Source organism: Microbacterium sp. B19, assembly GCF_000333395.1.
Classification (GTDB): Bacteria; Actinomycetota; Actinomycetes; order Actinomycetales; family Microbacteriaceae; genus Microbacterium.
Genome location: NZ_BADA01000170.1, coordinates 1 through 12957, shown reverse-complemented (window position 1 = coordinate 12957; position 12957 = coordinate 1). Strand labels below are relative to the sequence as shown.

Below are 12957 nucleotides of genomic sequence, written 5' to 3'. Positions count from 1 at the left end.
AGGCGGCGGGGGTCGTCGTGCCGGGCGTCACGACACGGCGCCGCTCCTTCCTCGTCGACGATCCGCCGCCGGTGCGCACGGGACTCGCGGTCGACCTGTACATCGACAGCTCCGGATCGATGCCGAGCCCGCGGTATGGCTCGCCCGCCGTGCTCGCGGGCACGATCCTCGCGCTGTCGGTGCTCCGCGGCGGAGGCCGCGTGCGGGTGACGAGCTTCTCCGGTCCCGGGCAGGTCGCGGGGGCCGAGGACTTCACCCGCGACCCCACGCGCGTCGTCACCGAGCTGGCCTTCTCCTACCGCGGCGGGACCACCTTCCCCCTCGACCTCCTGGAGCGTCGCTACGCGGGGCTGTCGACCCCGGATGCCACCGACCGCCGCCACCTCGTCGTGCTCTCGGACGACGGGCTCACGTCGCTCTTCGGCGACGGCGATCCCGACCGCGCCGACGTCGCGGCGCGCGTGCGCACGACCCTCACGACGGCGACGCTCGTCGTGCTCGACGGGCAGCACCGGGTCGCGGAGCTCGCCCGCGCGGCCGGCTACGACGTGCTCTACATCGAGCGCATGGACGACGCCCCGGCGGTCTGCGCGCGACTGGCGGAGGTGCTGGGTGGCTGAGTCCGACGACCTGCTGCGGGCCTGGGCGGCGCTCGCCCCGACCGAGGATGCCGCGTGGGCGGCCGCGCGCCCCGGTCCCTCGGTCGACGAGATCGGCGCCCGGCTGTCGAGCGTGCCGCGGCCGTTCCTCGACGAGGGCGTGTCGGTGGCCGCGCTCGCGGGAGACGTCGCCGGGCGCGCACCGGCCGCGGTCGCCCACGCCGAGGATCCGCGCGTGCGTCTCGCCGCGGCCATCGGGCTGTGGGTGCTCGCGAGCGAGGACCTCGTCGCCCCGTTCGACCCGCCCCTGTCCACGGGCATCGCTCTCCGCGCCGTCGACGCCCTCGCGCTTCGCCTGGCCGCGGTCACCGACCCGCTCGACTGGCTCTCCGACGCTGAACGCCGCGAGGAAGCGGCCCGCACCTTCCTCCTCTGGGCGGGGTTCCTCCCCGCCGGGGAGGACGCCGAGACCGCGCGGGCCCTGCTCGACGCGCGCGACTCCCTCCGCCGGAGCGCGGCGCTCGCCGACGCGTACGCCGCCCACCGGCACCGCGAGGAGATCGCGCGCCGCCTCGCCGAGGCGCGGTCGCGCGAGGCCTCGGCGAGGTACTCCAGTGAGTGACCCGGACGACCCGCTCGCGCTCGGCGAGTACGCACCAGGGTCGTCGGCGGTCCTCACCGACGCGGAACGCTGGCCGACCCTGGATGCCGCCGGCGCACGGCGTCTCGAGCGGTGGCGGACACATCCCGCCGCCCCGCGGTGGGTGCACGCGACGGGCGACCGGCTCGACGCCGCCGCCGTGGCCCGCACGCGCGACCCCCTCCCGCTCGACGGCTGGCTCGAGGCGCACCTCGACACCGCGCGGCGACTGCCGTTCTATCGCGGCCGGGGGAGCCTGGCATCCCTGTCCGACTTCCCGACCGTCTCGCGCGCCGATCTCGTCGCCGACGTCTCGGCCTTCGTGCCCCTGGACGCCGACCTGGATCGGATGCTGCACGGCACGAGTTCGGGGTCGACCGGGGCGGCGCTGGTGATCCCGGACGACGTCGAGGAGGTCGCGCGGGGTTTCCACTCGCTGGTGCGTCTCGCGCGCGAGGCCGGGGCCGAGTGGCATCCGGACGGCGAACGCCTCGCGCTCATGTGGGTGCTGCAGCAGAGACAGGCGTTCACGTACGTCTCGATCGTGAGCGGCTTCGCGCAGCGCGCGATGGCCCGCGTGAATCTGGATGCCGGGGCGTGGCGGGAGGCGTCCCACCGGCGGACGTTCCTCCGCGATGCCGATCCGCAGGTGATCTCGGGGAACCCCACGAGCCTCGCCGAGCTGCTCGACGACGACCTGCGGGATGTCGTCCGGCCGCTCGCGCTCTTCTCCGGCGCGATGGAGCTGTCGGCTCCGCTCCGCGCCGCGTTGGAGGCCGCGTTCGCGTGCCCGGTGATCGACGTGTACGGCCTGCACGAGACGCGTCCGATCGCCGCGCGCACCGACGACGGGCCCTTCCACGTCCTCGACCGGCGCGTGCTCGTCGAGGTGCTCGATCCCGCCGGGCGGCCGGTACCGGAGGGCGAGCGCGGCGAGATCACGGTCACCGCGGGCGAGAACCCGCTCCTTCCGCTCGTCCGCTACCGGACGGGCGACGTCGGGCGGCTCGTCACGCTGCCCGATGGCGGGGTCGGGATCGCCGACCTCGAGGGGCGCGAGCACGTCGATTTCGTCGCGGCGTCCGGCACACGCGTGCCCTCGGTCGACCTGACGCAGCAGCTGCAGAGCCACGGGGCCCTGGGATGGACGGTGGAGCAGGGCTCCGACGGGAGCCTCGCCGTGCGGATCGCCGGAGGGGATGCCGAGGCGATCGCCCATACGCTCACGGCGACGCTCGGTCAGCCGCTGAAGCTCGAGCGGGTCGAGCGTCTCGTCGAACTGGGGGAGGGCAAGCCGCGCCGCTTCCGGTCCGCGGCGTCCTGATCCACCGCGGCACCGGACTCATACGAATGCGGCGAGGGCCTCGTCCACGGCGGCCCGGTCGGTGCCGGCGGCGCTGTTGTCGAACAGGACGTGGTGGGCGCCGCGCCAGCGGCAGTCGGCCGCCTGCGCCGTCGCCCAGAACTCGTCCCAGTGAGCAAGCTTCCACGCGTCGCGGCCGTAGCCGCGCGAGCCGACCCGCTCGCGCACGAGGCCGCCGTCGACGGTGACGTGCACCACCACGATCGTCAGGTCGGTCGGCCACGCGTGCGCGGCGGCGGCCCGTTCGAGGTAGTCCGCTTCGGGGAAATAGCGCACGAACGGGGCGTCGAGGACGACGTCGTTGCCCAGGCGCAGGTTGTCCCCGGCGAGTCGCAGCAGCGTCGCGTACTCCAGGCCCATCACGACGTCCTGGTAGTACGGGTTGTTGTCGCGTTCGTTCTTGTCGCTGCCGGCGGCTTCGAGGAGCGCCTCCGTGAAGGCGGTGGCGACGGAGTCCTTGTCGAGGTAGGCGGCGCGGATGCGGCGGGCGATCATCGTGCTCACCGTGGACTTGCCGCTGCCGGCGGGTCCGATCACGAAGAAGAGTCGTGCGGTCATGAGTGCTCCCGGGGAGGGGAGGACGCGTGGAACGCCCTCCCCTCGATGATCAGGATGCCGCGATCGAGCGGTCCTTGACGAACAGGCCGTACGAGAGGGCTCCGACCAGCAGCAGGATTCCGCCGATGAGGAACACCGTCGTGTAGTTGCCTCCCGTGGAGGCGAGGATCGCGCCGGTGACGACGGGGGCCACGGCCGCTCCGATGAAGCCACCGAAGTTCTGGATGGCGCCGAGCGACGCGACCTGGTTCGACGGGGCGACGTCGGAGGCGAGGGTCCAGAGGCAGCCGATCGGCACCTGCGAGGCGAAGTAGCCGAGGGAGAGCAGGACGACGGCGAGCGGCGTGCTGTCGACGTACGCGACCGGGAGCACGGCGGCGGCCGCGAGGATCGCCCCACCCACGATCGGGATCTTGCGGGCGCGGACGGTGTTCAGGCCCCGGCGGACGAGGCGGTTGGAAAGCCATCCGCCGAAGATCACGCCGACGATGCCGCACAGGAAGGGGAGCGACGCGAGCCATCCGCTCTGGGACAGGCTGAAGCCGCGGGCGGTCTGGAGGTAGCTGGGGAGCCACGTGAGGTACACCCAGACCGTGTAGAAGATGCCGAACGCGCCGATCACCATGAACCAGGTGTTGGCCTGCCGCAGGAGCCGGCCCCAGCCCACCTTCTCGGCCGTCGCCGCCACGCGCGCCTCGGCCTCGGCGCCCTTGATGAGCGCCTGCTCCTTGAGCGTCGGGTCGCGGTAGATGCGCAGCCAGACGAGGGCGACGACGATGCCGAAGGCGCCGACGATGATGAACATCCCTCGCCAGCTCATGGTGAGGAGGAGGAACGTCAGGAGGGGTGGGGCGATCGCGTTGGCGATCTGCGAACCCGTGTTGACGAGCGAGACCGGGAGCGCGCGCTCGGACTTGTTGAACCAGCGCTCGTTGACCTTCAGCGCAGAGGTGAAGAACGGCGACTCGGCGATGCCGAGGGCGACGCGGCAGGCGTACAGCAGGCCGAACGAGTTCGCGGCGGCGGTCACGATCGACACGAGCGACCACGCGCCGGCAGCGAAGGCGAACATCTTCTTCGGACCGAACCGGTCCACGAGGTAGCCGGCCGGGAGATTGGCGATGGCGTAGGGCCACGAGAATGCCGAGAGGAGCAGGCCCATCGCGAGCGGGTCGAGACCGAACTCGCCCGCGATCGTGGTGTTCGCCACGCTCAGCGTCGATCTGTCGAGGTAGTTCACCACCCCGCCGAGAATGAGGAAGCCCACCAGGAACCAGCGGATCCTGACCGTCTTCTTCTCATCGCGTGTGAGCACCGGTGCTTCCACCGTCGTCTCGCTCATGGTCCACTCCTTCGTGTTCGGGTGACGGCGGACGTCATGGTCCGCCGCGGGGGTCAGTGCGGCGTGCGGGCGCTCGCCACGGCGGCGAGGAAGTCCGCCGCTGCTCGGGTGACATCGGTCATGTCGCCGGTCGTGCGCGCGGCCTTGGTGATCGCGCTTCCCACGCCGACGGCGAGGGCTCCGGCGTCGAACCAGCGGCCGACGTTCTCGCGCGTGGCGCCGCCGGCGGGCAGGATCGGGGCCTGCGCGAGGGGCGCCATGACCGTGCGCAGGTAGTCGGGTCCGGCGATCTCGGTGGGGAAGAGCTTGACGATGTCGGCTCCGGCCTCCATCGTCGCCACGATCTCGGACGGTGTGAACGCGCCACTGATCGTGAGCGCCTGGTAGCGGTTGGCGGCCCGGATCATGTCGGGGTTGAGGTTCGGGCTGACGAGCATGCGTGCGCCCGCCTGGACGGATGCCACGGCCATCTCGGCATCCAGCACGGTCCCCACTCCGACCGCCACGGGTTCGCCGGCGAACTCGTCGGCGAGCGTGCGGACCACCTCGAGCGCCCGCGGCACGGAGAGGGTGATCTCGAGGGCGCGGATGCCGCCGGCGACGGCGGCGCGCGACACGGCGAGCGCCTCCTCGGGGTCGTCGAGGCGAACGATGAGGACGACGCCGGTGTCGACGACGGCCGAGAGGACTTCATGCTTCTTTAACATCGTGGCACACAGTATCACGTAAGTTCACAGAATAGAACATGGCGTCTCAGTCCCGCACACCCGTAGGCTCGAACCGATGACCACGTCACCGCCTCTCATTCCCGAACAACGCCAGCGCGAACTCATGCGACTGCTGCGAGGCTCGGGTGCGCTCAGCATCCGCCATCTCGCGTCGCTGCTCGGTGTCTCCCACATGACGGTGCGCCGCGACATCGCCGTCCTCGAGGAGGAGGGCCTGGTCGACGCCGTCCAGGGCGGGGTGCGGTTGCGCGAACGCGTCGGCGTCGAGCCTCCCCGCGAACGCGGGTCACGCGCGGTGCTCGAGCTCCCGCGGAAGGAGGCGGTGGCCCGGCGCGCCGCCGACCTCGTCAGCGATGGGATGACGCTGTTCATCGACGCGGGCACGACGTGTCAGGCGATCGTGCCGCACCTGACTTCGCGTCGGGGGCTGACGGTCGTCACCAACGACTTCTTCACGGTGTCCTCGCTCTTCGCGCACCCGTCGATCGAGGTCATCCACACGGGAGGGGTCGTGGATGCCGCGAGCGGCTCGTCCAGCGGAGCGCTCGCGGCCGCGACCGTGGCGGCGATGACCCTCGACCTCGCTCTTCTCAGCACCGGCACGTGGGACGTCGCGCACGGCCTCACCACGCCCGAACTCGACAAGGTCGTACTCAAGCGCGCGGTGATGGATGCCAGCGGGTCGTGCGCGCTCGTCGCGGACAGCACGAAGTACGGCACGGCAGAGCGGTTCCGAGTCGTCCCGCTCGATGCGCTCGACGTGATCGTGAGCGACCGCGGCCTCCCCGACGGCGTCGCGGACGCGATCGCAGAACTGGGCGTCGAGCTGTGGACCGCCGACGACTGAGTCCGGACACGAACGAAGGGCCGGGGCGCCACGGCCCCGGCCCTTCGTGTCGGTGGGTCAGTCGACGTACTTCGCGTACGCCGGCAGAGTGAGGAACGCGGGGAACTCCTCGCGCAGCGCCACCTCGCGGAACACCTCGGCGGCGTCGTCGAAACGGTCGCCCTCGAAGCGGGTCGCCTCGGCGAGCACGTCGCCGAGCAGCCCCTCGACGTACTCGCGCGTGATGCGCGTGCCGTCGGCGGTGGAGCGGTCCTGGTGGATCCACTGCCAGATCTGCGAGCGGGAGATCTCGGCGGTCGCGGCGTCCTCCATGAGGTCGTCGATCGCGACGGCCCCGAGGCCGCGCAGCCACGCCTCGATGTAGCGGATCGCCACCGAGACGTTCCCGCGCACTCCGCCGGCGGTGATCGGGAGACCGATCCGCAGGTCGAGCAGCTGCTCGGGGCGCACCTCGACGTCCTCGCGCAGCCGGTCGATCTGGTTCTCGCGGTCGCCGAGCACGGCGTCGAACTCCGCGCGGGCCACCGGGATCAGGTCGGGGTGGGCCACCCACGTGCCGTCGAAGCCGTCACCGGCCTCGCGTCGCTTGTCGGCGGCGACCTTCTCGAACGCGGCCTCGGTCACCTCGGGCTTGCGGCGGTTGGGGATGAAGGCGCTCATGCCGCCGATCGCGTACGCGCCGCGCTTGTGGCACGTGCGCACGAGCAGTTCGGTGTAGGCCCGCATGAACGGCACGGTCATCGTGACCTCGCTCCGGTCGGGGAGCACGAATCGCGCCCCGCGCCCGCGGTAGGTCTTGATGATCGAGAAGATGTAGTCCCAGCGGCCGGCGTTGAGACCCGCGCAGTGGTCGCGGAGGGCGAAGAGGATCTCCTCCATCTCGAAGGCCGCGGGGAGCGTCTCGATGAGCACCGTGGCACGGATCGTGCCGTGCGGGAGGCCGAGGCGCTCTTCGGTGAACGAGAACACGTCGTCCCACAGTCGCGCCTCGTCGGCGGACTCGATCTTCGGCAGGTAGAAGTACGGCCCGCGCCCCGCCGCGATGAGCGCGTGCGCGTTGTGGAAGACGTACAGCCCGTAGTCCACGAGAGAACCGGATGCCGGCAGCTCGCGGCCCGCGCGATCGATGACGGTGATGTGCTTCTCGGGCAGGTGCCAGCCGCGGGGGCGCATCACGATCGTGGGCGTGCGCTCGGCGGTGACGCGGTACTCCTTGCCCTCGGGGCTGGTGTAGCTCAGCTGCCCGCGGATCGCGTCGAACAGCGAGAGCTGGCCGCCGATGACGTTGCGCCACGTGGGGGAGGTGGCATCCTCCTGGTCGGCCAGCCACACTCGCGCGCCGGAGTTCAGCGCGTTGATCGTCATCTTCGGGTCGGTCGGACCCGTGATCTCGACGCGGCGGTCCTCGAGGCCGGGACCGGCGCCGGCCACACGCCATGACGGGTCTTCGCGGATGTGCGCCGTCTCGGACCGGAAGTGCGGGTCGTCGCCGTTGCCGATCTCGAAGCGTCCGCGCAGCCGCGCGGCGAGGCGGTCGTGACGGCGACGGCCGAAGCGGTCGTGCAGCTCGGTGAGGAAGGCGAGCGCGGCGGGGGTGAGGATCTCCCGGTCGCGGCCCTCGAGCGGACGCTCGATCCGCAGGTGCGGGGAGGGGGTGGATGCCGCGGCCTCGGGGCCGCGTCGGTCGGTGGTGGGCGGGGGTTCGATGAGGGTCATGATCGTGGCTTTCGTCCTGAGTCGGCGGGCGGCGCGTGGCGCCATCGGAGGCCGAGTGTCCAAGACACGCCGCATGCGGTACGGCAGATACGGCGTGTCTTGGACTTTGGAAAAGGGGATGTCAGTGGAACTGCGCGGTCTCGGTGGAGCCGGCGAGGGCGAGCGTGGCGCTGTCGGGGTTGAGCGCGGTCGAGACGACGTCGAAGTATCCGGTGCCCGCTTCGCGCTGGTGGCGCGTCGCGGTGTACCCGTTCGCTTCGGCGGCGAACTCGGCCTCCTGCAGCTCGACGTACGCGCTCATGGCGCGTTCGGCGTAGCCGCGGGCGAGGTCGAACATCGAGTGGTTCACGGCGTGGAAGCCCGCGAGGGTGATGAACTGGAACGCGTAGCCCATGGCGGCCAGGTCGGCCTGGAACGTGGCGATCTGCGCGTCGTCGAGGTGACGCTTCCAGTTGAAGCTCGGCGAGCAGTTGTAGGCGAGGAGCTTGCCCGGGTAGCGGGCGTGGATCGCCTCGGCGAAGGCGCGGGCGAGCTCGATGTCGGGTTCTCCCGTCTCGACCCAGATCAGGTCGGCGTACGGGGCGAACGCGAGGCCGCGTGAGATGACGGCATCCAGTCCCGGACGCACCCGGTAGAACCCTTCGCTGGTGCGCTCGCCGGTGAGGAACTCCGCGTCGCGGGGGTCGACGTCGCTCGTGAGCAGGTCGGCGGCGAGGGCGTCAGTGCGCGCGATGATCACGGTGGGAACGCCCGCGACGTCGGCCGCGAGCCGGGCGGCGTTGAGGGTCCGGATGTGCTGCTGCGTCGGCACGAGCACCTTGCCGCCGAGGTGGCCGCACTTCTTCTCGCTCGCGAGCTGGTCCTCCCAGTGGATGCCGGCGGCCCCCGCCTGGATGAGCGACTGGGCCAGTTCGTAGGCGTTGAGCGGGCCGCCGAAGCCGGCCTCCGCGTCGGCGACGATCGGCGCGAGCCAGTCCTGCGTGATCTCGCCCTCGGCGCGCTCGATCTGGTCCTGCCGGAGCAGCGCGTTGTTGATGCGGCGGACCACGGCGGGCACGGAGTTCGCCGGGTACAGGCTCTGGTCGGGGTAGGTCTGGCCCGCGAGGTTGCCGTCCGCGGCGACCTGCCAGCCGGAGAGGTAGATGGCCTTGAGTCCCGCGCGCACCTGCTGCACGGCCTGACCACCGGTGTAGGCACCGAGGGCCCGGATGTATTCCTCGGTGTGGAGGAGGTTCCAGAGGTTCTCCGCACCGCGGCGGGCGAGCGTGGACTCCTCGCGGACGCTGCCGCGGAGCCGGACGACGTCCTCGGCCGTGTAGGTGCGCTCGATGCCGTCCCACCGCGGGTCGTTCTCCCACGCGGCGCGGATCTCATCGGCGGTCTCGGTCTGGTCGCCGGGGCGCAGGGGCGGCTGGGCGGGGGTGGCCTGGATCGTCATGTCGTCCTCCTTCGGGTGCCGGGCATCGGTGCCCGTGGAGACCACTGTCGGCGAAGAATCACCGCTCCAACCAAGAAACCTGCTGTGAAGTTTGGCCGTTCTTCCGTTTTGGTGAGATCATCCCGACATGGACACCGGAGTCTCCCTCACCGCCCCTGCTGCGGCATCCGACGATGAGGGCGTGGACACGCTCACGATCGGCAAACGCATCCGGCAGCTGCGCACGGCGCGCGGTATGACGCTCGACGAACTCGCCGCCGCGGTCGGTCGCGCGCCCAGCCAGATGTCGATGATCGAGACCGGGCGCCGCGAGGCGAAGCTCACGCTCCTGCAGGCGATCGCCCGCGCGCTCGGCACGGGTCTGGACGCGCTCCTGGATGCCGAGCCCCTCGACGCGCGCGCCTCCCTCGAGGTCGCCGTCGAGCGCGCCATGCGCGGGTCGACGTTCCAGGCCCTCGGCATCACGCCGTTCCGCGTCGGAAAGACCGTGCCCGATGAGGCGCTCGCCGCGATGCTCGCGCTGCAGGCCGAGATCGAGCGCCTCCGCGACGAGCGGTCCGCCACCCCCGAGGAGGCGCGCCGGGCGAACGTCGCGCTCCGCCGCCTCATGCGCACGCAGGACAACCACTTCCCGGAGCTCGAGCGCACGGCATCCGAGATCCGCGCTGCCGTCGACCACCCGGACGGTCCGCTCACGCAGCGCGCCGCGAGCGACATCGCCGCGTACCTGGGCTTCTCGCTGCACTACGTGCCCGACCTGCCGCAGACCACGCGCAGCATCGCCGACGTGAAGAACGGCCGGCTCTACCTGTCGACGCGGGTGGCGAAGGGCGACCCTCGGGCGTCGGTGCTGCAGGCCCTGTCGAGCCGCATGCTCGGGCACACCGAGCCCAAGAGCTACGGCGAGTTCCTCCGCCAGCGCGTTGAGACGAACTACCTCACCGGTGCCCTCCTCATCCCCGAGGCGCACGCGGTGGCCGCGCTCACGGAGGCCAAGGCCCGCCGCATCCTCAGCATCGAGGACCTCCGGGACACGTACTCGGTGTCGTACGAGACGGCCGCGCACCGTTTCACGAATCTCGCGACGGTGCATCTCGGCATCCCGGTGCACTTCCTGAAGGTGCACGAGTCGGGGACGATCACGAAGGCGTATGAGAACGACGACGTGAATTTCCCGACGGATCGGTTGGGGTCGATCGAGGGGCAGATGTGCTGCCGCCGCTGGACGAGCCGCGTCGTCTTCGACGAGGACGACCGCTTCAACCCCTACTACCAGTACACCGACACCGGCAACGGCACGTACTGGTGCACCGCCCGCGTCGAGCAGTCGAGCGAGGGCGCGCATTCGGTGAGCGTGGGCGTGCGGTTCGACGACACGAAGTGGTTCCGCGGGCGTGACACCCCCAACCGCGGTGTCTCTCGGCACGCGGTCGAGGTGTGCTGCCGCCGTCCGCCCGCCGACCTCGAGGCGTCGTGGCGCGACAACGCCTGGCCCAACGTCCGCACGCCGCGCACGCTGCTCGCGACGCTGCCGACGGGGGCGTTCCCCGGCGTCGACACGACCGAGGTGTACGAGTTCCTGGAGGCCCACGCCCCGAAGTGAGGGCCGGTGTCGCGCATCGAGATCGCACGATCCGGTCGAGCGCCCACGTTTCGGTCGCCCATTGCGTGGGCGCTCGGCTCGATCGTGAGCGCTCGGCGTGCGCGGGCGTGCTGGAGGCGACGGCGGTTGCGAAAAAACCTCACATCTGTAAGGTTTCTGGAACCGAGCTCCGTCCCCCCGGAGCGCTTTCGATGAGGAGAGCACGTCATGAAGCACACCCGCTTGGCATCCACCGCGATCGTGGGACTCGTCGTGGGCGGTCTCGTCGCCGCCGCGCCCGCGGCCGCCGCCCCGCCCGGACCGCCGCCGCACGCCGAGGCACCGGTCGGCGTCGGGAGCGGCCCCGGCGCGCGCGAACTGCTCCGCTACGCCCAGGACACCTGGACATCGATGGTCGCGATGGCGCACGCCGACACCGGACTCCCCGACGACAACATCGGGGGAGACCTGGATGCCACCACGGCATCCGGATACACCTCTCCGACGAACATCGGCGGCTATCTGTGGTCGACCGTGACCGCGCGCGACCTCGGCATCATCGGCGCCGACGAGGCCCGCGAGCGACTGACCGCGACCGTCTCGACCCTCGAGCACATGGAGCGCAACGACGGCAGCGGCATGTACTACAACTGGTACTCGCCCGCGACCGGCGCGAAGCTGGAGATCTCCCCGACGTCGGGCGATGTCATCCACCCGTTCCTCAGTACCGTCGACAACGGCTGGCTCGCCGCCGCCCTGAGGATCGTGCGCGAGGCCGAGCCCACGCTCGCCGACCGCGCCGACGCGTTGTACGAGTCGATGGATTTCTCGGCGTTCTTCGACGCCGCCGGCGCCCCCGGACTCCCCGCCGGAACCAACCGCGGTGGCTTCTGGGAGGAGCCGCCCGGAGACGGGTGCGCCGTCGAGGCTCCCATGTACAACGGCAGCGGCGAGCAGGCGTTCTACACGTGCCACCACTACGACACGACCGTGAGCGAGAGCCGCATCGCCACCTACCTCGGCATCGCGCAGGGTGGCATCCCGGCGACCGCGCTCTACGGCACGCACCGCACCATGCCCGCCGGGTGCGACTGGGCGTGGCAGGAGCAACTGCCCACCGGCGAAACGCGCTCGTACGACGGCGTCGACGTGTACGAAGGCGTCTACTCCTACGACGGGATGTCGTTCGTGCCGAGCTGGGGAGGCAGCATGTTCGAGTCGCTCATGCCCGACCTCCTCGTCCCCGAGACGCAGTGGGGGCCCCGGTCCTGGGCGCTGAACCACCCGATCACGGTGCAGATCCAGAAGCGTCACGGCCTCGAGGAGGCGGGCTACGGCTACTGGGGCTTCTCGCCCGCCAGCAACCCGTTCGGCGGCTACAGCGAGTACGGCGTCGACATCGCCGGCATCCGCTCGGATGGATACACCTCGGATGCCGAGAAGACCGACGTCGACATCGACCGTCCCGGCTGCACCACCGGGACCAACCCCGACCCGACCTTCGGCGACGGCGTCGTGACCCCGCACGCGGCCTTCCTCGCCCTGCCGTACGACCGCCCGGGCGTGCTGAAGAACCTCCGTGGCATCGAGAAGAAGCTCGGCGCCTACGGCCCCGGCGGCTTCTACGACGCCGTCGCGGTCAAGAGCGACACCGTCGCGAAGCGGTACCTGTCGCTCGATCAGTCCATGATCATGGCCGCGATCGGCAATGCCCTGACCGGCGACACCCTCAAGGACTACTTCGTCGACGACGAGATGGAACAGCGACTGCGCCCGGCGATGGAGCAGCAGGTGTTCGGCTCGTCGTGGGGCACGCGCCGCCACTGACCGTTCTGCCCGACCGATGCCCGGTACCCTCGCGGGACCGGGCATCGGTGCACGCGGGAGGGAACGGATGACGGACGAAGGGATGCCACGCGCCACGCGCGGCAGCTATCCGAAGGGCCAGCAGCGACGCCAACGGATCGTCGACGAAGCGGTGCTCGTCTTCGGGCGGTCCGGGGTGACGAGCGGTTCGCTGCGTGAGGTCGCGAAGCGGGTGGGGCTCACCCCCGCGGGGCTGCTGCACCATTTCGCGTCCAAGGAGGAGCTCTTCGCCGAGGTGCTGCGCCAGCGGGACGAGCATGTGCGCGCCGCCGCGGGAG

Annotated in this window: 11 protein-coding genes and 1 pseudogene; 7 read left to right on the top strand and 5 right to left on the bottom strand. The window is 71.0% G+C overall.

Annotated elements, in window-relative coordinates:
* From I5G_RS06675 to I5G_RS06665, 3 genes and pseudogenes are all read left to right on the top strand, one after another.
* Positions 1–620: pseudogene (locus I5G_RS06675) on the top strand (VWA domain-containing protein); the annotation flags it as partial.
* Positions 613–1221 carry a hypothetical protein gene (locus tag I5G_RS06670; protein ID WP_022878366.1) on the top strand — a complete coding sequence of 203 codons (609 nt, stop codon included), beginning with the start codon at positions 613–615 and terminating at the stop codon, positions 1219–1221. The pseudogene I5G_RS06675 and the gene I5G_RS06670, both read left to right, overlap by 8 nt.
* Positions 1214–2563 (top strand): AMP-binding protein, encoded by a 1350-nt coding sequence (locus I5G_RS06665; protein ID WP_022878365.1) that lies wholly within the window; start codon positions 1214–1216, stop codon positions 2561–2563. The genes I5G_RS06670 and I5G_RS06665 overlap by 8 nt, the downstream gene beginning before the upstream one ends.
* A gap of 18 nt (positions 2564–2581) precedes the next feature.
* On the opposite strand, the gene I5G_RS21085 is transcribed toward I5G_RS06665, so the two are convergent.
* The 3 genes from I5G_RS21085 to I5G_RS06650 are packed head-to-tail and all read right to left on the bottom strand — an operon-like array spanning position 2582 to position 5209.
* Positions 2582–3160 carry an AAA family ATPase gene (locus tag I5G_RS21085; protein WP_022878364.1) on the bottom strand — a complete coding sequence of 193 codons (579 nt, stop codon included), beginning with the start codon at positions 3158–3160 and terminating at the stop codon, positions 2582–2584.
* A 49-nt stretch (positions 3161–3209) separates the two neighbouring features.
* On the bottom strand, positions 3210–4502 hold the full coding sequence (locus I5G_RS06655; RefSeq protein WP_022878363.1) for an MFS transporter: 1293 nt from the start codon (positions 4500–4502) through the stop codon (positions 3210–3212).
* Between the two features lie 53 nt (positions 4503–4555).
* Positions 4556–5209 carry a bifunctional 4-hydroxy-2-oxoglutarate aldolase/2-dehydro-3-deoxy-phosphogluconate aldolase gene (locus I5G_RS06650; RefSeq protein WP_022878362.1) on the bottom strand — a complete coding sequence of 218 codons (654 nt, stop codon included), beginning with the start codon at positions 5207–5209 and terminating at the stop codon, positions 4556–4558.
* Positions 5210–5285: 76 nt separating this feature from the next.
* On the opposite strand from I5G_RS06650, the gene I5G_RS06645 reads away from it, so the two are divergent.
* Complete coding sequence (locus I5G_RS06645; RefSeq protein WP_022878361.1) at positions 5286–6077, top strand: DeoR/GlpR family DNA-binding transcription regulator; 792 nt, start codon at positions 5286–5288, stop codon at positions 6075–6077.
* A gap of 57 nt (positions 6078–6134) precedes the next feature.
* Here I5G_RS06645 and aceB read toward each other — a convergent pair whose 3' ends face one another.
* On the bottom strand, positions 6135–7793 hold the full coding sequence (aceB, locus tag I5G_RS06640) for a malate synthase A (RefSeq protein ID WP_022878360.1): 1659 nt from the start codon (positions 7791–7793) through the stop codon (positions 6135–6137).
* A gap of 121 nt (positions 7794–7914) precedes the next feature.
* Positions 7915–9231, bottom strand: coding sequence for an isocitrate lyase (aceA, locus tag I5G_RS06635; RefSeq protein ID WP_026095706.1), 1317 nt, complete (start codon positions 9229–9231; stop codon positions 7915–7917).
* Positions 9232–9358: 127 nt separating this feature from the next.
* Between aceA and I5G_RS06630 the strand changes: the two genes are divergently transcribed.
* From I5G_RS06630 to I5G_RS06620, 3 genes are all read left to right on the top strand, one after another.
* Complete coding sequence (locus I5G_RS06630) at positions 9359–10834, top strand: helix-turn-helix transcriptional regulator (RefSeq protein ID WP_036326770.1); 1476 nt, start codon at positions 9359–9361, stop codon at positions 10832–10834.
* Positions 10835–11041: 207 nt separating this feature from the next.
* Positions 11042–12640: a glucoamylase family protein gene (locus tag I5G_RS06625; RefSeq protein ID WP_022878357.1), complete on the top strand. Its 1599-nt coding sequence runs from the start codon at positions 11042–11044 to the stop codon at positions 12638–12640.
* A gap of 82 nt (positions 12641–12722) precedes the next feature.
* Positions 12723–12957, top strand: a 235-nt coding sequence (locus I5G_RS06620; RefSeq protein WP_022878356.1) for a TetR/AcrR family transcriptional regulator, incomplete at its 3' end; no start/stop codon positions are given.

Bases quoted from the DNA above. Each gene is read 5' to 3' on its own strand.
- I5G_RS21085 (WP_022878364.1), bottom strand. From the start codon at position 3,160: ATGACCGCACGACTCTTCTTCGTGATCGGACCCGCCGGCAGCGGCAAG.
- I5G_RS06655 (WP_022878363.1), bottom strand. From the start codon at position 4,502: ATGAGCGAGACGACGGTGGAAGCACCGGTGCTCACACGCGATGAGAAG.
- I5G_RS06650 (WP_022878362.1), bottom strand. From the start codon at position 5,209: ATGTTAAAGAAGCATGAAGTCCTCTCGGCCGTCGTCGACACCGGCGTC.
- I5G_RS06645 (WP_022878361.1), top strand. From the start codon at position 5,286: ATGACCACGTCACCGCCTCTCATTCCCGAACAACGCCAGCGCGAACTC.
- aceB (WP_022878360.1), bottom strand. From the start codon at position 7,793: ATGACCCTCATCGAACCCCCGCCCACCACCGACCGACGCGGCCCCGAG.
- aceA (WP_026095706.1), bottom strand. From the start codon at position 9,231: ATGACGATCCAGGCCACCCCCGCCCAGCCGCCCCTGCGCCCCGGCGAC.
- I5G_RS06630 (WP_036326770.1), top strand. From the start codon at position 9,359: ATGGACACCGGAGTCTCCCTCACCGCCCCTGCTGCGGCATCCGACGAT.
- I5G_RS06625 (WP_022878357.1), top strand. From the start codon at position 11,042: ATGAAGCACACCCGCTTGGCATCCACCGCGATCGTGGGACTCGTCGTG.